The sequence below is a fragment of the Brevundimonas diminuta genome (assembly GCF_022654015.1).
Taxonomy (GTDB): Bacteria; Pseudomonadota; Alphaproteobacteria; order Caulobacterales; family Caulobacteraceae; genus Brevundimonas; species Brevundimonas diminuta_C.
Genome location: NZ_CP073063.1, coordinates 1,022,127 through 1,040,553 on the forward strand (window position 1 = coordinate 1,022,127; position 18,427 = coordinate 1,040,553).

The 18,427-nt window shown below is 66.9% G+C and carries 14 protein-coding genes; 10 read left to right on the plus strand and 4 right to left on the minus strand.

Annotated elements, in window-relative coordinates:
- The first annotated feature begins 33 nt into the window (after positions 1–33).
- From KAK88_RS04940 to KAK88_RS04985, 10 genes are all read left to right on the plus strand, one after another.
- Positions 34–1,773, plus strand: a complete 1,740-nt coding sequence (locus KAK88_RS04940; RefSeq protein ID WP_242078116.1) for a dihydroxy-acid dehydratase — start codon at positions 34–36, stop codon at positions 1,771–1,773.
- A gap of 3 nt (positions 1,774–1,776) precedes the next feature.
- The gene (gene ilvC, locus KAK88_RS04945; RefSeq protein WP_045810438.1) at positions 1,777–2,790 is read left to right on the plus strand and encodes a ketol-acid reductoisomerase; all 1,014 of its coding nucleotides are present in this window, start codon (positions 1,777–1,779) and stop codon (positions 2,788–2,790) included.
- 19 nt (positions 2,791–2,809) lie between these two features.
- The gene (gene ilvG / locus KAK88_RS04950; RefSeq protein ID WP_242078117.1) at positions 2,810–4,522 is read left to right on the plus strand and encodes an acetolactate synthase 2 catalytic subunit; all 1,713 of its coding nucleotides are present in this window, start codon (positions 2,810–2,812) and stop codon (positions 4,520–4,522) included.
- 1 nt (position 4,523) lies between these two features.
- Entirely contained in the window at positions 4,524–4,775 is a 252-nt protein-coding gene (locus tag KAK88_RS04955; RefSeq protein ID WP_242078118.1) for an ACT domain-containing protein, read from the plus strand.
- The gene (locus KAK88_RS04960) at positions 4,775–6,022 is read left to right on the plus strand and encodes a 2-isopropylmalate synthase (protein WP_242078119.1); all 1,248 of its coding nucleotides are present in this window, start codon (positions 4,775–4,777) and stop codon (positions 6,020–6,022) included. Before KAK88_RS04955 ends, KAK88_RS04960 begins: the two co-directional genes overlap by 1 nt.
- Positions 6,015–7,427: a 3-isopropylmalate dehydratase large subunit gene (leuC, locus tag KAK88_RS04965; protein WP_242078120.1), complete on the plus strand. Its 1,413-nt coding sequence runs from the start codon at positions 6,015–6,017 to the stop codon at positions 7,425–7,427. The genes KAK88_RS04960 and leuC overlap by 8 nt, the downstream gene beginning before the upstream one ends.
- Positions 7,420–8,007 carry a 3-isopropylmalate dehydratase small subunit gene (gene leuD / locus KAK88_RS04970; protein ID WP_242078121.1) on the plus strand — a complete coding sequence of 196 codons (588 nt, stop codon included), beginning with the start codon at positions 7,420–7,422 and terminating at the stop codon, positions 8,005–8,007. The genes leuC and leuD overlap by 8 nt, the downstream gene beginning before the upstream one ends.
- Positions 8,004–9,110 (plus strand): 3-isopropylmalate dehydrogenase, encoded by a 1,107-nt coding sequence (gene leuB / locus KAK88_RS04975; RefSeq protein ID WP_242078122.1) that lies wholly within the window; start codon positions 8,004–8,006, stop codon positions 9,108–9,110. The genes leuD and leuB overlap by 4 nt, the downstream gene beginning before the upstream one ends.
- Before the next feature lie 279 nt (positions 9,111–9,389).
- Positions 9,390–10,670, plus strand: a complete 1,281-nt coding sequence (locus tag KAK88_RS04980) for an ammonium transporter (protein WP_277928827.1) — start codon at positions 9,390–9,392, stop codon at positions 10,668–10,670.
- Positions 10,671–10,742: 72 nt separating this feature from the next.
- Positions 10,743–11,438 (plus strand): TorF family putative porin, encoded by a 696-nt coding sequence (locus KAK88_RS04985; protein WP_242078123.1) that lies wholly within the window; start codon positions 10,743–10,745, stop codon positions 11,436–11,438.
- A gap of 59 nt (positions 11,439–11,497) precedes the next feature.
- Here the strand turns inward: KAK88_RS04985 and KAK88_RS04990 are convergent, their stop codons facing one another.
- From KAK88_RS04990 to KAK88_RS05005, 4 genes are read right to left on the minus strand one after another with little or no spacing between them, the layout of a single operon-like run.
- A complete protein-coding gene (locus KAK88_RS04990) occupies positions 11,498–13,870 on the minus strand; it encodes a glucan 1,4-alpha-glucosidase (protein ID WP_242078124.1) in 2,373 nt (790 codons plus the stop codon).
- A gap of 8 nt (positions 13,871–13,878) precedes the next feature.
- Positions 13,879–14,820, minus strand: a complete 942-nt coding sequence (locus KAK88_RS04995) for an alpha/beta hydrolase (protein ID WP_242078125.1) — start codon at positions 14,818–14,820, stop codon at positions 13,879–13,881.
- Positions 14,817–16,328: an MFS transporter gene (locus KAK88_RS05000; RefSeq protein WP_242078126.1), complete on the minus strand. Its 1,512-nt coding sequence runs from the start codon at positions 16,326–16,328 to the stop codon at positions 14,817–14,819. Before KAK88_RS05000 ends, KAK88_RS04995 begins: the two co-directional genes overlap by 4 nt.
- Complete coding sequence (locus KAK88_RS05005) at positions 16,325–18,388, minus strand: glycoside hydrolase family 97 protein (protein WP_242078127.1); 2,064 nt, start codon at positions 18,386–18,388, stop codon at positions 16,325–16,327. The genes KAK88_RS05000 and KAK88_RS05005 overlap by 4 nt, the downstream gene beginning before the upstream one ends.
- Positions 18,389–18,427: the final 39 nt, after the last annotated feature.

An 18,427-nucleotide genomic window follows, 5' to 3' on the forward strand; every position in this document is an offset into this window, starting at 1 on the left:
TTAGTGCGCGGCGGTTCGAAACGAACCGGACCGATGACGCAAAATTCTACCTCCCAGCCCAAAAAGCCCAACGCGCGCAGCGCGGCGGTGACGGCTGGCCCGAACCGGGCGGCCGCCCGCTCATATCTGCGCGCCGCCGGCATGCAGGACGCCGACTTCGACAAGCCGATGATCGGCATCGTCAACACCTGGTCGACGGTCACGCCGTGCAACATGCACCTGGACCGTCTGGCCAAGGATGTGCGCGCCGGCATCGTCGCGGCGGGCGGCTATCCGGTCGATTTCAACACCATCGTCGTGACCGACGGCATCTCGATGGGCACGGCGGGGATGAAGGCCTCGCTGATCAGCCGCGAGGTCGTCGCCGACTCCATCGAACTGGCCATCGAAGGCCACCAGCTGGACGGCGTGGTCTGCATCGTCGGCTGCGACAAGACGATCCCGGCGGCGGCCATGGCCCTGGCGCGGATGGATATCCCCGGTCTGGTCTATTACGGCGGCACCATCATGCCCGGCGTGATCGGGACCAAGGAAGTCTCGGTGCAGGAAGTCTTCGAGGCCATCGGAGCCCATTCGGCCGGGGCCCTAGACGACGAAGGTCTGAAGGCGGTCGAACAGGCCGTCTGCCCCGGCGCGGGGGCCTGCGGCGGCCAGTTCACGGCCAACACCATGGCCATGGCCCTGTCGGTCATGGGCATCTCGCCCATGGGCGCCAACGACGTTCCCGCCGTCGATCCGAGCAAGGCCGCCGAGGGCGAACGCTGCGGTCGACTGATTGTCGAGCGCGTCTTCTCCGGCGACACGGCCCGCAAATACATCACCCGCGCCAGCCTGAAGAACGCCGCCGTCGCCGTCTCGGCCTCGGGCGGGTCGACCAATGCGGTCATGCACCTGACGGCCATCGCGGCGGAGGCCGGGGTCGAGTTCGGCGTCGAGGACTGCCATCAGGCCTGCGTCGAGGCGCCGGTCATCTGCGACCTGAAGCCGGGCGGCCGCTTCCTGGCCTCGCACCTGTTCGCCGCCGGCGGCACGCGTCTGGTCACCCAGCGGATGGCCGAGGCGGGCAAGATCGTGAACACCCCCACCGTGACCGGCCGCAGCCTGTTCGCCGAGGCGGCCGAGGCCGAGGAGACGCCGGGTCAGGTGGTCGTGACCACCTTCGATGCCCCGGTCATGGATCGCGGCAGCTTCGCCGTCATCTATGGCGACGTCGCCCCGGAAGGCGCGGTCATCAAGCTGACGGGTCACAAGGTCGATACGTTCGAGGGGCCGGCCTGCGTCTTCGACAGCGAGGAAGACGCCTTCCACGCCGTTCAGGACGGATCGGTCGGCGAGGGCGACGTGATCATCATCCGCTACGAAGGGCCCAAGGGCGGTCCGGGCATGCGCGAGATGCTGCAGGTCACCGCCGCCCTGAAGGGTCGCAGGATCGACAATGTCGCCCTGCTGACCGACGGCCGGTTCTCGGGCGCCAGCTACGGCTTCGTCGCCGGACACGTCTCGCCGGAAGCCGCCGTCGGCGGTCCGATCGCTCTCATTCGCGATGGTGACCGCATCACCATCGACGTCACCAACCGCCGCATCGACGTCAATGTCGATCTGGCGACGCGCCGGGCGGGCTTTACGCCCCACGTAGTCCGTCCGGCGCGAGGTGTCTTCGCCAAATACCGCGCCTCGGTCGCCTCGGCCGCCCAAGGCGCCGTCACCATTCCCAACCCGCCGCCGGCCCAAGTCCCGGCAAGCCACAAAACCAACGCTGCTCAGGACGCCTGACCCATGGCCATCACCATCTACACCAACGAAGACATCAAGCCGGGCGCCATCGCCGGCCAGCGCATCGCCATCATCGGCTATGGCTCGCAAGGTCGCGCCCACGCCCAGAATCTGAAGGACAGCGGCCATGACGTGGTCGCCGGCGTCCGTCACGGCGGCACGGGCTGGAAGCACGCCACCGCCGACGGCGTGCCGACCGCCGAGCCGGCCGAGGCCGTCAGGGGCGCCGACATCATCGCCATCCTGACCCCCGACATGGTTCAGGGCGACGTCTATCGCGACATCATCGAGCCGAACGCCAAGGAGGGCTCGGCACTGCTGTTTGCCCACGGCTTCTCCATCATCTACGAGCGCATCACCCCGCGCGCCGACATGGACGTGATCCTGGTCGCGCCGAAGGGACCGGGCGACCTGGTCCGTCGTGAGTTCCAGCGCGGGCGCGGCGTGCCCAGCCTGTTCGCCGTCGAGAAGGACGTCACCGGCAAGGCGCGCGACCGGGCCATGGGTTACGCAAAGGGCAACGGCGGCGCGACCGGCGGCCTGCTGGAAACCACCTTCCGCGAAGAGACCGAGACCGATCTGTTCGGCGAACAGGCCGTCCTGTGCGGCGGCGCCAAGGAACTGGTCATCCAGGGCTTCAACACCCTGGTCGAGGCCGGCTACCAGCCCGAGATCGCCTATTTCGAATGCCTGCACGAGCTGAAGCTGATCGTGGATCTGTTCTACGAGGGCGGCATCTCCAAGATGCACCACTTCATCTCGGAAACGGCCAAATACGGCGCCGTCGCCAGCGGCCCGCGCGTCGTGACCGAAGAGACCAAGGCCCGCATGAAGACCATTCTGGACGAGATCCAGGACGGCACCTTCGCGCGCAACTGGATCGCCGAGAACGAGGCCGGCAAGCCGCAATACGAGGCTTGGCTGAAGGCGGACCGCGAGAGCCAGATCGAACAGGTCGGCGCGCGTCTGCGCGAACGCATGGCCTGGCTGAACACGCCCAAGGCAGAAGCGGCCTGATCGCCGCCTGAACGACCGGATGACCCTGATGACCGCCGCCGCCTTCAAACCCTCAGCCGAGACCGCACCCCAGTCAGGTGCGCGTCTGCTGGTCTCCACCCTGGAGCGGCTGGGTGTGGAGGTGGTGTTCGGCTATCCGGGCGGCGCCATCATGCCGGTCTATGACGCCCTGGCCGGCTCCAAGCTGAAACACATCCTGGTCCGCCATGAGCAGGGCGCGGCCTTCTCGGCCGACGCCTATGCCAGGAAGAGCGGCAAGGTCGGCGTGTGCATGGCGACGTCCGGTCCGGGCGCCACCAACCTAGTCACCGGCATCGCCAATGCGATGATGGATTCGGTGCCGATCGTCTGCATCACCGGCAATGTCGCCCAAGGCTTGATGGGCACCGACGCCTTTCAGGAGATCGATATCCTGGGCGTCACCCTGCCCATCGTGAAACACTCGATCCTGGTCCGCTCGGCCGCCGAGGTGCCTGCCGCGATCGAGGAAGCCTTCCATATCGCCCGGTCGGGTCGCCCCGGCCCGGTTCTGGTCGACCTGCCCAAGGACGTGCAGTTCGAGACGACCGGCGACGACTACGGATTTTCAATCCCCAACGAGACGGCACGCGTCGATCACGACGCCATTGCCGCCGCAGAGGCTGCGGTCCGCACGGCGAAGAAGCCGCTGGTCTATATCGGCGGCGGGGTGAAGATCGGCGGCGCGACCGAGGCCCTGCGCGCCTTCGTCGCCGCGACCGGCATCCCCCAGGTCTCGACCCTGAACGCCCTGGGCACGATCCCGACTGACGCGCCGGGCATGCTGGGCATGCTGGGCATGCACGGCACGCGCGCCGCCAACCATGCGGTGCAGGACAGCGATCTGCTGATCGTCGTCGGCGCCCGGTTCGACGACCGCGCGACGGGCAAGCTGGCCGAGTTCGCGCCGAACGCCCGCATCGTCCATTTTGACATCGACGCGTCGGAAGTCGGCAAGCTGCGCAGCGCCAACGTCGCCGTCGTCGGCGAACTGCGCGAAGGCGTTGAGGCGCTGACGGCGCGGATGCGGTCGGGCGCGGCCCTGGACATCCAGGCCTGGGCCGACGACTGCGCCGATGCGGCCAAAGCGGGCGCTCACCGCTATGATGCACCGGGCGAGGGGGTCTATGCGCCCGCCCTGCTGAAGGAAATCTCGGAAGCGGCCGGCGATGACTTCGTCGCCGCCTGCGACGTGGGCCAGCATCAGATGTGGGCGGCCATGCACTGCCGCTTCGCCAAGCCGGAAGCCCACATCACCTCGGGCGGCCTTGGCGCGATGGGCTTCGGCCTGCCCGCCGGCATCGGCGCCAAGCTGGCCGATCCTTCGGCGACCGTCGTCACCATCGCCGGCGACGGCGGCTTCATGATGAACATTCAGGAGCTGGCGACGCTGAAGCGTTACGGCATCCCGTTGAAGATCGTGCTGATCGACAACTCGTCCCTGGGCCTGGTGCGCCAGTGGCAGGAGCTGTTCTTCGCCGAGAACTATTCCGAGATCGACCTGTCCGACAATCCGGACTTCGTGAAGGTCGCCGAAGCCTTCGGGATCGAGGCCTTCCGCATCGATCGTCGCGATCAGGTGTCGGACGGCATCCAGCGCCTGCTGGCCGCCGACGGCCCCTGCCTGGCCCATGTGGTCATCGACCCCCGAGACAATGTCTGGCCGCTGGTTCCGCCGGGCAAGAGCAATGCTGAAATGATGGAGGGCTCCTGAGATGAGCAACACGATCCACATCCAGATCGACCGTGCGGACGGTTCGCTTCAGCGTCTCATCGGCCTGGTGGAGCGCCGCGGCTTCCACATCGACGGCATGGCCCTGGCGGACGAGGGCGCCTTCCGCCGCATCGCCCTGACCGTGCGCGGCCGCGACGCCAGCCGCTGCATGGACAACCTGGGTCGCCAGATCGACCGGCTGTTCGGCGTGCGCCGCATCAGCAACGACATTATTCAATCCGAGGCCGCGTGATGCACCCCGACAAAGTACGCGTATCGGGCGTATCGCGCACCGAGGAGATCGCCGCTGACCCCAACCGCGTCATCGTCTTCGACACGACGATGCGCGACGGCGAACAGGCCCCCGGCTTCTCCATGTCCGCCAAAGCCAAGGTGAAGATGGCCCATGTCCTGCGGGATTTGGGCGTCGACGTCATCGAGGCCGGCTTCGCCGCCGCCTCGCCCGGCGACGAGGACTGCATCCGCCGCGTGGCGGGCGAGGTCGAGGGGCCGGTCTTCTGCTCCCTGTCGCGCGCCAACGAAAAGGACATCGACGCCACCTTCCGCGCCTTGCAGCCGGCGCCGAAGTCGCATCGGCGTTGCCACACCTTCATCGGCACCAGCCCGATCCACCGCACCGCCAAGCTGAAGATGTCCACCAATGAGGTGCTGTCGACCGCCGTGCGGTCGGTGGAATACGCCCGCAGCCTGTTCGACGACGTGGAGTTCTCGGCCGAGGACGCCTTCCGCACCGAGCCGGAGTTTCTGGCCGATGTGCTGGAGGCCGCCGCCGACGCGGGCGCCCGCACCCTGAACGTGCCCGACACCGTCGGCTATGCGACGCCGCAAGAGGTGCGCGAGCGGTTCGCCGCCCTGGCCGCACGGATCAAGAAGCGCCATCCGCATGTGATCTTCTCGGCCCACTGCCACGACGACCTGGGCATGGCGGTCGCCAACTCCCTGGCCGCCGTCGAGGGCGGCGCGCGTCAGATCGAGGGCGCGATCAACGGAATCGGCGAGCGGGCCGGCAACTGCTCCATCGAAGAGGTCATCATGGCGCTGAAGGTCCGCGAGGATCGCTATGGCGTCACGACCGGCGCCGACAGCCGTCATCTGGTGCGCGCCTCCAAGATTCTGTGCGAGATCACCGAGACGGTCATCGCCCGCAACAAGTCGGTGGTCGGCATCAACGCCTTCGCCCATGAGGCGGGAATCCACCAGCACGGGATGCTGGCCGACAGTCGCACCTATGAGATCATGCGGCCCCAGGACGTGGGCTTCGAGGGCAGCTGGTTCGTGCTGGGCAAGCACTCGGGGCGTCACGCGATCGCCAAACGCGCCGAGACCATCGGCCGTCCCATCGAGGGCGAACGTCTGGCGGCGGTGGTCGCGGGCTTCAAGTCGCGCGCCGATCAGATCGGCGAGATCAATGACGCCGAACTGATCGCCATCATCGACCGGGTCGATGGCGTGTCCGAGGTCGTGGCCCAATATGCCTGATCCCAAGACCCTGTTCGACAAGGTGTGGGACGCCCACGTCGTGCGGCCGGAAACGGCCGACACGCCGGGGGTGCTTTATATCGACCTGCATCTGGTCCACGAAGTCACCAGCCCCCAGGCCTTCAGCGAGATCGAGGCACGCGGGCTGAAGGTGCGCCGTCCCGACCGGACCTATGCAACCCTGGACCATTCCACCCCGACCCTGCCGGCGGGGCTGAACGGGCTGAAACCCTATGTCACGACCCAGGCCGAGGCCCAGGTCCATACGCTGGAGCGGAACTGCACCGCCCACGGCGTGCCGCTGGCGGGCTGGGGATCGGACGATCGCGGCGTGGTTCACGTCATGGGGCCGGAACTGGGTCTGACCCAGCCGGGCATGACGGTGGTCTGCGGCGACAGCCATACGGCGACGCACGGCGCCTTCGGCGCTCTGGCCTTCGGCATCGGCACCTCCGAAGTCGGCCACGTGCTGGCGACCCAGTGTCTGCTGCAACGCAAGGCCAAGGCCATGCGGGTGACCGTGACCGGCGAACTGCAGCCGGGCGTGTCGGGCAAGGATGTGGCGCTGGCCGTCATCGCCGCCATCGGCTTTGGCGGCGGCACCGGCTATGTCATCGAATATGCGGGCGAGGCGGTGCGGTCGCTGGACATGGAAGGGCGCATGACCCTTTGCAATATGTCCATTGAGGCGGGCGCCCGCGCGGGCATGATCGCGCCGGACCACACCACCATCGACTGGCTGCGCGGCCGTAAGCACGTGCCCGTCGATTATGAGACGGCGACGGCCGAATGGCTGAAGTTGGCCACTGATGCAGGCGCGGTCTTCGACAAGGAAGTGACCCTCGACGGCGCCGCCATCCGACCCATGGCGACCTGGGGCACGACGCCGGATGCGGGCGCGCCCATAGGTTCGCCTGTGCCGCAGCCTCAGTCGGACAGCGACCGCAAGGCCATCGCCTATATGGGCTTTACGGCCGGGGAGGCGACGACCAGCCAGCCGGTGGATGTCGTTTTCATCGGCTCCTGCACCAACGGGCGCCTGCCTGATCTGCGCGCCGCCGCCGAGGTGCTGCGCGGCCGCAAGGTCAAGCCGGGTCTGCGCATGCTGGTGGTGCCAGGGTCCGAGGCCGTGCGTCGCGACGCAGAGGCGGAAGGCCTGGATCAGGTCTTCATCGCCGCCGGGGCCGAATGGCGCATTCCCGGCTGTTCGATGTGCATCGCCATGAACGGCGATTTCATCGCGCCGGGCCAACTGGCCGTCTCCACATCGAACCGCAATTTCGAAGGGCGTCAGGGCAAGGACGCCCGCACCATCCTGGCCAGTCCGGCGACGGCGGCGGCGACGGCGGTCGCTGGGGTGCTGACCGATCCGCGCGTCTATTTGCGGGAGGCCGCCAATGTCTGAACCGTTTCGGGTTTTGACCTCCAAGACGGTCACCCTCAGTCAAGCCAATATCGATACCGACCAGATCATCCCGGCGCGCTTCCTGACCACGACCACGCGCGAAGGGCTGGGCAAGGCCGCCTTCTATGACTGGCGCTACGAAGACGACGGCTCGGAAAAGCCCGAGGCCATTCTGAACCGCATCGATCCGGCCGAACATCGCATCCTGCTGGCGGGCCGGAACTTCGCCTGCGGCTCGTCGCGCGAACATGCCCCTTGGGCGCTGATGGACTACGGGTTCCGGGCGGTGATTTCGACCGAAATCGCTGACATTTTTACATCGAATGCGCTGAAAAACGGCCTGCTGCCCATCGTCGTCAGTCAGGCGGTTTGGGACGATCTGGCGTCGCAGCCTGACCAGCCGGTTACGATCGACCTCCAGGCCAATCAGATCCAGCGCGGCAATGCCGAACCCGTGCCGTTCGGGGTCGAATCCTTCGCCCGCCAATGCCTGCTGGACGGGGTGGACACCCTGGGCTGGCTGCAAGCAAACATGCCTGAAATCGAAGCCTACGAGCGATCGAAAGAGACCGTAAGATGAGCACCGCCGCCACCAAGACCTACAACATCGTCCTGCTGCCCGGCGATGGCGTCGGACCGGAGGTCACACGGGCCGCGCGCGATGTCCTGCGGGTCATCGGCGACTTCTATGGTCATCATTTCGAGTTCGCCGAGCATCTGATCGGAGGCGCGGCCCTCGACGAAACGGGCGAGCCCTTGCCCGAGGCCACGCGCGCCGCCTGCGTCGCGTCCGACGCCGTGCTTTTGGGCGCCGTAGGCGGGCCGAAATGGGATGGCGGCAAGGCGCGTCCGGAACAGGGGCTGTTGGCGATCCGCAAGGCGATGGGCCTGTTCGCCAATCTGCGGCCGTTGCAGGTGTCGCCGGTGCTGGCGCACCGCTCGCCGCTGAAGAAGGAGATCGTCGAGGGCGTCGACCTGATCGTCTTCCGCGAACTGACCGGCGGCGTCTATTTCGGCGAGAAGACCCGCACCCCTGATCGCGCCACCGACCTGTGCGAATACACCGTGCCGGAGATTGAGCGGGTGACCCGCGCCGCCTTTCAGACCGCCCAACAGCGTCGTGGCAAGGTGACCTCGGTCGACAAGGCCAATGTCATGGAGACCAGCCGCCTGTGGCGCGAGGTCGTGACCCGCATCCATGCCGAGGAGTTTCCCGACATCACCCTGGAGCACGCCCTGGTGGACTCCATGGCCATGCACCTGATCCGCAAGCCGCGCGACTACGACGTCATCCTGACCGAAAACATGTTCGGCGACATCCTGTCGGACGAGATTTCGGTGCTGGGCGGCTCCATCGGCCTGTTGCCGTCAGCGTCGCTGGGCGCGGGCGGGCCGGGCCTGTTCGAGCCGATCCACGGCTCGGCGCCGGACATCGCCGGTCAGGATCTGGCCAATCCGGTCGGCACCATTCTGTCGGCGGCCCTGCTGCTGCGTCACAGCCTGAAGCTGGAGGACGAGGCCGATTCCATCGAGGCCGCCGTCGCCGCCGTTCTGGCGGCCGGCGCCGTGACGGCTGACCTGGGCGGCGCGCTGGGCACGCGTGCGGCGACCGAGGCCGTTATCGACGCCATCCGCGCCATCCACTGGGCGGCGGCGCATCGGGTGCAGATGCATTGGGCCTGACGACTTAAACTGACGCTGAAAATCCTGCCGCTGAGCTTGGCTTTTCGGCATGGCGAATCCGATATCGCGCCGCGCGATCGAAAGATCGTGCGGCCCTGATCTTTTTGTTCATAACCGTTGCAAGAAAGTTGCGCCGTTCACGGTCTAGCCCCTTGCGCCTATCGCAAATGCGGTAAAATCTTCGCAACTGCGAGATTGCATAGGGGGTACTAGCTCATGTTGCAGACCACGAAACGACTTACGGGAGCGGCTGCGCTCCTTCTTCCCACACTCTGTCTGATGGCGGCAGGCGCAGCCAATGCGCAGGACGCCGCGCCCACCTTGCTCGGCCACCAGGCTGCGCTTGAGCTGGACAGCGCCGGGGCCTCATGGCTCGGCACCTCGACCGCCCTGGTTCTGCTGATGACCCTCCCCGGTCTGGCGCTGTTCTATGGCGGCATGGTGCGCAAGAAGAACGTCATCGCCACCATCACCCAGTCCGTCGGCGTCTTCGCCGTAGTTTCGCTGGTATGGTTCATCGCCGGCTACAGCCTGGCCTTCGGCAAGAACGAAAGCGCCGGCCTTCAGCCCTTCATCGGCAGCCTGGACATGCTGTTCCTGAACGGCGTGTCGCTGAAGACCGCCAACGCCCTGCTGCCGGGCATTCCCGAGTTCCTGTTCATCTCCTTCCAGATGACCTTCGCCATCATCACCCCGGCGCTGATCACAGGCGCCTTCGCCGAGCGGTTCAAATATTCGGCGCTGCTGCTGTTCACCGCCCTGTGGTCGCTGCTGGTCTATGCGCCAATCTGCCACTGGGTTTGGGGCGGCGGCTTCCTGGGTTCGGCCGGCGTGCTGGACTTCGCGGGCGGCGCGGTCGTTCACGTCAACTCGGGCGTCGCGGGCCTGGTCTGCGCCATCTTCCTAGGACGGCGTAAGGGTTACGGCACAGAGGTTATCACCGCCCACAACCCCGTCCTGACCATGATCGGCGCCTCGCTGCTGCTGGTCGGTTGGATCGGCTTCAACGCCGGTTCGGCGGGCGCCGCTAACGACCTGATGGGCGTGGCGCTGCTGAACACCATCCTGGCCGCCGCCGCCGCCGCCCTGACCTGGAAGGTCGTCGAATATATCGAGAAGAAGAAGGTCTCGCTGATCGGCATGCTGTCGGGCGTCGTCGCCGGTCTGGTCGCCATCACCCCGGCGGCCGGTTTCGTCGACCCCAAGGGCGCGGTAATCATCGGCCTGATTGCCGGTCCGGCCTGCTACGCCTCGTCGGTGTGGATCAAGAAGCTGCTGCGCTACGACGACAGCCTGGACGCCTTCGGCATCCACGGCGCGGGCGGCCTGATCGGCGCCCTGCTGACCGGCGTGTTCGCCACGACCGCGATCAACAGCCTGTCGGAAGGCGCCAATGTCGGCGCCCAGGCGCTGGGCCTGCTGTGGACCATCGTCTACAGCGCCGTCGGCACCCTGATCATCCTGTTCATCTGCAAGTTCACCACGGGCCTGCGCGTGAGCGAGGCGGAAGAAGCCGCCGGCCTGGACACCTCGCTGCATGGCGAGGCGCTGGAACACTGAGCTGAGATCGGGCGCGGCTCCCAAACCCGCGCCCGGCCTCGACCTCGTACAACGACAACAAGGGGATAGACTATGAAGAAGACCATCATCCGCGCGGCAGCCGCCGCCACGCTGGCCGCAGGTCTGATCGGCCTCGCTGCGCCGGCCTCGGCTCAGAGCACCGTCGATGTCGCCTGGAACGTGGGCGTCGTCAGCGACTACGTCTTCCGCGGTTTCAGCCAGACCAGTGAAGACCCCGCCATTCAGGGCGGCGTCGATCTGACCTCGGGAAGCTTCTACGCAGGCGCCTGGGCCTCCAACGTCGATTTCGGCGACGACACCGATGCGGAGGTCGATCTCTACGGCGGCTATCGTACCGAGGCCGGCGGCTTCGCGCTCGACTTCGGCGTGATCGGCTATCTGTATGTCGGGGAGCCGGACGGCGCGGACTATAACTACGCCGAGTTCAAGGCTGCGGCCTCGCGCGCGGTCGGTCCCGCCACCTTTGGCGCGGCCGTCTATTACTCGCCCGACTTCTTCGGCATCGACGACGAGGCGACCTATGCCGAGGTCAACGCCGCCTTCTCGCCGGCGCCCAAGTGGACGGTGTCGGGCGCGCTCGGCAAGCAATGGCTCGACGTCAGCGACGACTACACGACCTGGAACATCGGCGTCGGTTATGCCCTGACCGACAAGGTGGGCGTCGATGTCCGCTATCACGACTCCGATGTGGACGGCGTGCCCGGCGCCGAAGATCGGATCGTCGGCGCGGTGAAGCTCACCTTCTGAGCCGCGTCAGCCCGAAATGAGTACGGCCCCGGAGCGCGATCTCCGGGGCCGTTTTCGTATCAGCGGGCGTAGCGGTCGTGGACGGGGTCGTAGCTGTCCCAGACCTTACCGTCGGCCAGCGACCGAAGCAGCTTCAGATACTCCGCGTGGGTCCAGGCCAGGGGCGTCGCCGAGTCCGTATTCTGACCCACGGCGTAATCCTTGGCCGTCGGGTTTCCGACGCCGTCCCACACCTGTTCGGCCAGCATCAGTCCGCCGTTGGCAAACCGCTCCATGCCGCGCACATAGGTTTGACGGATGGCGGCGATGTCGGCGGCCGAGGGGGCGCCGTTCACGCTGACGCGGGCCAGCTCATAGTGACCGCGCTCGCCCGTGAAGAAGGGCCAAACCCGGCCGCGCTGACCTGGGCTCATTTCTCCGCCGACGCCATAGTTGGCGCCCGTCAGATGGTCCTCGCCATAGCCATCGACGCCATAACGGCGCCAGCCCGGCGTCTTGTCGCCCTCGGGACCGAAGTCGTAGCGGACGCGATAGAGCGGCTCCAGCGACTGATCGTCATAGACGGGCAGGGTTGCCAGGATGTGCGGATCGTCGGCCTTGCGCACGCCATAGCGCACCAGTTCCAGGAAGCCGCCGTCCACGACCCGGTCTTCGGCCGGGGCGATCTGGCCGTTGGCGGCGCCGATCGGGGCCTTGTCGTTCGGGTTTTCGTTCTGGGTGATGCGGATGAAGTAGCGACCGTCGCCGAAGTCGCCGTTGGTGGTGAACATCCGGTCTTCGATCCTGGATGCATAGCTGTCGGCCGCGATCTGGTACCGCGTCGCGCCGGCGGCGTCGCCTGAGGCGCGCGCCATTTCGGCAGCCACAGTCAGGCCCGCGACCACGGCGGCGGTGCTGGACGGCGAATAGCCCTGCTGCTCTTCCCAGCGTTCCTGCTGAGTGAAGGGCGGCTTGATCTCCGCGTCGTTCCACATCAGCCCAATTTTGCCGCCGTCGACCAGGAAGTCGGCCGCCGGCTTCAGCATGGACCGATAGTGTTCGGTCATCTGGGCGTCGGACAGCCAGCCCATCTTCCACAGACGATAGCCCAGCATGATCGGCATGGCGGTCTGATCCAGCTGGACCGCGACCCACTCCAGTTCGCCGTCCACGTGCGTCTTCTGCAGGAACCAGCCGCCGGCGCCGGTGTTGCCGGGCGTGTTCGGTCCGACCTGGACCTGGGGCAGATAGTTGAAGGCCGCCAGCGGCGTTTCCTTGTCGCCCAGCGCCGCCAGAGCCATCGCCACCTGATAAAAGTCGCGCGGCCAGACGGCCTTGTAGCCGGTGGAGGACTTGGACGCGTCCACCGTATCGCCCCACGGGTTCGACAGCGACGCGATCAAGGCGCCCGCATGGGTGCGATCCTCCTGCACCTTCAGCATCAGGGCCGAGGCGTAGGCCAGCTTGCCCCCGTCGGTCGCCTGTTCGGCGATGCGCGGCAGTTCGCTGAGAGAGCCGACATAGTCTTCCCAGCCGACGCGCTCGCCCTCGCCGTTGAAGCGGGCCAGCACCTCTTCCAGACCGGTCGCGAACGATCCGTCCGCCGTCGCGCGCGCCTCAGCTTCGCTGGCGCCGAAGCCGATGACGAAGTCGCGCGTGATCCGGCGGCTTTGGCGCAGGCGCGGCAGGGCCCCGGTCATCATCGTGTTACCGGTTTGATCGCCGGTCGAGGCGTAGGTCCAGTCCAGCTTGCCGTCCTTCAGATCGGTCAGACCGTCCGAGGCGCCGACGAAGCCGACGCTGGCCTTTTCGAAGGCTTCGCTGGGCTTCAGGAACAGGTGGGTATCGCCTTCCCAGGCGTGGAAGCCGTCGCGCGTGACCTGACCGCGATCCTCGACGCCGGTGTTGGCGACGTGCGGCTCCAGCATCAGATAGGGCGTCACATCGCCCTTCAGCGCCGTGATGGTGACGCGCAGCACCAGGGCGTTGCGGTCGGGATCGCTGAAGATCTGCTTTTCGATCTGGAAGCGGCCGTTCTTGTCCTGGGTCGTGACGCGATAGGCCGGCGACAGCGGACGCCCCTGGGCGTCGACGTGCAGATATTCGGTGCGGCTGGTGGTGTCGTCGCCTTCGACGACCAGACCGTCCTGGGTCACGCCGGCGAAGCGCAGCGTCTTGATCTGGGCCTCATGGATCAGGCCATACATGGTCTCGGTGAGGACGCCGTCGGCGATGGAATACCAGACCTTGGACACCGCGCCGGTCGGGCCGCCGTCGCGATACTGGCCATCGACATAGGCCTCGTATGAGGCGCCGGCGCCGGTCTTGGCCGCGCTGGACCAGACGGGCGGGGCGCCGGGCGCGCCGGGCGCGACGCCCGATTGGGCGTTTGCGGCGGAAGCAAGCGCCAGGCCGGCGGCGCCGGCAAGGCAGAAGGTACGGAAGTGACGCATTGTGGTCCTCACGGGTTGCGCGTGGGGGCGGGGGAAAGAAGGAAGGTCAAAGGCACGTCCAGCCGCTGGTTCCAGGACGCCTCGTTGTGGTGGGCGCCGGGGAAGACCAGGCTGCGGAAATCGCCGAGGCCATAGCCGCGACGGCGGAAGGTCTGGTCCACCTGGGTCTGGAAGACGGCGTAGAACTGATCCAGCGTCTCGTCGCCCCGGTCGAAATAAAAGCGGTGGTCGCCCGGCTCGGGCAGGCCGCGTTCGATCACGCCGGTCCAGGCCGCGACTAGGCGTTCGCGCCAGGCGTCCAGCGCCGCGCCGGGTTCAAGCCCTTCGACCTTCAGTGGCCAATGGGTGGACAGGCAGGCGGCGGCGGAAAAGACCTGCGGCCGTTTCATCACCGCATACATCGAAATCAGGCCGCCCATGCTGGAGCCGGCGATCATCGTGTCCTGCGGTCCGCTCAGGGTGCGGTAGGCGCCGTCGATGAAGGGCTTCAACTCCTCGACCAGGAACCGCAGATAGGCGTCGGACAAGGACGGACCGCCGTAGACGGCCTGGACTTCGTCGCGCATGTCGGCGGGAAGGGCGGCGATCAGGTCGGCGGGGACATATTCCCGCAGCCGCAGGTCCGTGTTCCAGATTCCCACCACGATCGGAGCCCGCACCTGACCGCTCGCGATCAGCCGCGTCAGATGCTCGTCGACGCCCCATTCGCCGAAGTTGGCCGTGGCCGGATCGAACAGGTTCTGGCCGTCGTGCATATAGAGGACAGGCCAGGCGGCGTCGGTCGCCTCATATCCGGGCGGCAGCCAGACCGAGACGTTGCGCGCCTTCACATGGGCCGACGCGACCGCCTCATGCAGTACCAGCCGTCCGCCCGCGAGGGCGCCGTCGCCACGCGCCGGGCTGGCGAAGGGCAGGGCGGCCATGAAGGCCAGAAGACCCCGACGGTTCATCCGCGATGCTCCTTGACCATCAGCGCGCTGGCGGCGGCCAGAACGAAGGAGACGGCGCCCAGCACCAGGGCCCAGATCGCCTGACCATCGAACAGGGTCTTCAGGATCAGGCCCAGAATCGTCGCGGCCAGCAGCTGGGGCACGACGATGAAGATGTTGAAGACGCCCATATAGACGCCCATTTTTCGGTCCGGCACCGCCGCCGACAGGATGGCGTAGGGCATGGAGACGATCGAGGCCCAGGCGAAACCGACGCCGATCATCGGCAGCCACAAGAGGCCCGGCTCGCGGATGGCGAAGACGCCGAACAGGCCGGCGGCGCCCAGCAGCAGCATCAGGGCGTGGGTCGCCTTGCGTCCGATCCGTTTGGCGATGACCGGCAGGGTGAAGGCCGCCAAGGCCGCCACGCCGTTATAGACCCCGAACAGAACCCCCACCCAGTCCGCGCCAGTGGCGTAGGCGGCCGAGGTGGTGTCGGTGGCTCCGTAATGGACGCGGGTCACGGCCGCGGTGGTGTAGATCCACATGGCGAACAGGGCGAACCAGCTGAAGAACTGAACAACGGCTAAACCGCGCATCGTCTCGGGCATGCGGAAGATGTCGTTCAGGATTTCGGTCGCGGCGTTGGTGATGCGGCGACGTTGCATCATGCCGACGGCGATCTGCAGCAGGCCGAACCCGGCGAAGAACCCCGCCAGGATCAGTAACTCCTTCTCCAGATCGAGCGCGCCGATCAGCACGAAACCCATCCCGCCGAGGACGGCGCAGACCAGGCCCGACGTCATCCAGCCCTGAACGCTGCGGGCCGGCGCTTCGGCCTCGACGGGCGCGGTCGGCGCGTCGTCTCGGGCGCGTTCGAAGGCCGCGATCTGTTCGGGGCTGTATTCCTTGGTCGACAGCACCGTCCACAGCACGGCCGAGAACAGGCCGGCGGCGCCGACGTAGAAGGCGATCTTGACCGACAGGGGCACCACGCCCGCCTCTGCGGTCGAGGCGATATCGAAGACGTTGGACAGCAGCCACGGCAGGACCGAGGCGAAGACTGCGCCGGCGCCGATGAAAAAGCTTTGCATCGCATAGCCGGCGGTGCGCTGCTCCTCCGGCAGGTTGTCGCCGACGAAGGCGCGGAACGGCTCCATGGTGATGTTGATCGAGGCATCCATGATCCACAGCATGGCCGCGGCGAACCACAGGCTGGGGCTGTTGGGCATGGCGATCAGGGCCAGGGTGGTGGCGATGGCACCGACCAGGAAATAGGGCCGCCGCCGGCCGAACCGGGTCCAGGTCCTGTCGCTGAAATGGCCGATGATCGGCTGGACCAGCAGACCCGTCAGCGGCGCGGCGATCCACAGGATCGCCAGGCTGTCGACCTCGGCGCCCAGCGTCTGGAAGATCCGGCTGGTGTTGGCGTTCTGCAGGCCGAAGCCGATCTGGATGCCGAAGAAGCCGACGCACATGTTCCAGATGGCCAGGCCGGACAGGCGCGGGCGGTGCGAGAGCAGGGTCATCCGCGTCGTGCCCGGCCGACCGGCACGAACCGGATCGCCTGACCGCCGCCGGGGGCCAGCGCCAGGGTCAGAGTGTCAGACGACGTCACCTCGCGCTGCTCGATGACGATGTCCTCGCGCTTGCCGCGATAGTCGGCGTCCGGTCCGTCGCGATAGATTTCGGCGCGATATCGACGGCCGGCGTCCAGGAAGTCGAGCGGGGCCTTCAGCACGCGAGGATGCTCGTCGGTGACGGCACCCAAGGCCCAGACATCCGTGCCGCGCTGCTTGCGAACCGTGACGACATAATCGCCCATGGCGGCGTCCAGCGTGCGGCTCTCGCTCCAGTCGACCGGCACATCCTTGATGAATTGGAACGGGCCGGGGTTGGCCTCGTAGTTGACCAGCAGATCCGCCGCCATCTGGATAGGGCTGTAGATCACGACATAGAGCGCCAGTTGCTTGGCCCAGGTCGTCTGCACGCCTCCGGGGCTGCGCGTCTCCATGCCGAAGATGCCGGGCGTATAGTCCATCGGCCCGGCCAAGAGGCGGGTGAAGACCAGGTTCGGCTCATGCTCGGGCGGATTGCCGGGATTGCCCCAGGCCGAATATTCCATGCCGCGCTGGCCCTCGCGGCTGATGATGTTCGGATAGGTGCGGCGAAGGCCGGTGTCCTTGAACGGCTCATGGGCGTTCACGGCGACCTTGTGGCGATAGCCGGCCTCGACCACGCGCATATGATGCTGAGCCATGGCCTGGCTCTCGTGCCAAGCCATGACCATTTGTCCGTCCGGCCCGGCGACGCGGGCGCCTTGCGCGTCGGCGACATAGCCGGTCTTCACTGAATGGACGCCGAGGCGCTCATAAAGCGCCATGGCCGGCTCGAGCTGCTGCTCATAGTGGAAGGCGTTGCCGCCGGTCTCGTGGTGGCCGATCAGTTGCACGCCCTTGGACCGAGCGTGGGCGCAGACGGCCTCAATGTCGAAATCGGGATAGGCCTCGGTGAAGCTGAAGTCCGCGCCGTTGGCGAACCACTGGCCGTCCCAGCCCTTGTTCCAGCCTTCGACCAGAACGCCACCCAGGCCGTGTTTGGCGGCGAAGTCGATGTGTTTGATCGCATTCTCGGTCGTGGCGCCGTGCTTGGGCCCGGAGTTCCAAGTCTTCAGGTCCAGGTGCATCTCCCACCAGACGCCGACGTATTTCATCGGCTTGAACCAACTGACGTCGCCCAGCTTGTTCGGCTCGTTCAGGTTCAGGATCAGGCTGGAATCCAGCAGGCCCGCCGCGCCGTCGCTGATCTGAAGCGTCCGCCAGGGCGTGTTGAACGGCGCCTCGCGCACCACCGCCGCATTGGTCAGGCCCGGCGTCAGCTGGGCGCGGAACTTCGTTTCCTCCGACCGGCGCAGGTTCATCCCGGCGTAGTCGATGCAGGCGGCCTCGTGGATCGAGACGTGTAGGCCCGACTGGCCCCGAACCGTCATCGGCGTCTGGGCGCTGCCGACCGCATCGATGGGCGTGCGGCTGTAGAGATATTCCTCGCGGTTCCATTCCCAGGCCGGGCACCATAGGGCCTCGCCGTTTTCGGCCAGGTTGAACTCGGTGATTTCCGAACCGATCCGGACGGTGGTCAGGCCGGCCTGCTGCGGGAACTCGTAACGGAAGCCCAGACCGTCGTCGTACAGGCGGAAGACCACGTCCACGCGGCGTCGCAGACCGCCGGTCTCGGCATAGGCGACGCGCCATTCGTTGTAGTGGTTGCGGATGAACTGCCGCTCGCCCCAAGGCTGCTCCCAGGTGTCGTCGACAGCGATCGGCTGGCCTGCGGTCAGGGTCAGGCCGCGCTCGATGGCTGGTGCGTCGGTCAGCAGGAAGCCCAGCTTGGACGGCGCCACGACGACCCGGCCCTGACGCAGCACCGAATACATCGGCCGCCCGTCGTTGTCAGTGAAGGCCTCGACCGTCAGCACGCCGCCGGGCGAGGACGCCCGGGCATGGTTCGGCGCGGTTTGGGCGCGCACGCCCGTCGCCCCCAGAGCCAGGATCGATACGCCGCCAAGGGCCAGGAAGGATCTGCGCTGCATCATGGGAACTCCGTTACGCCGCCTCTTGCCAACCGCCGC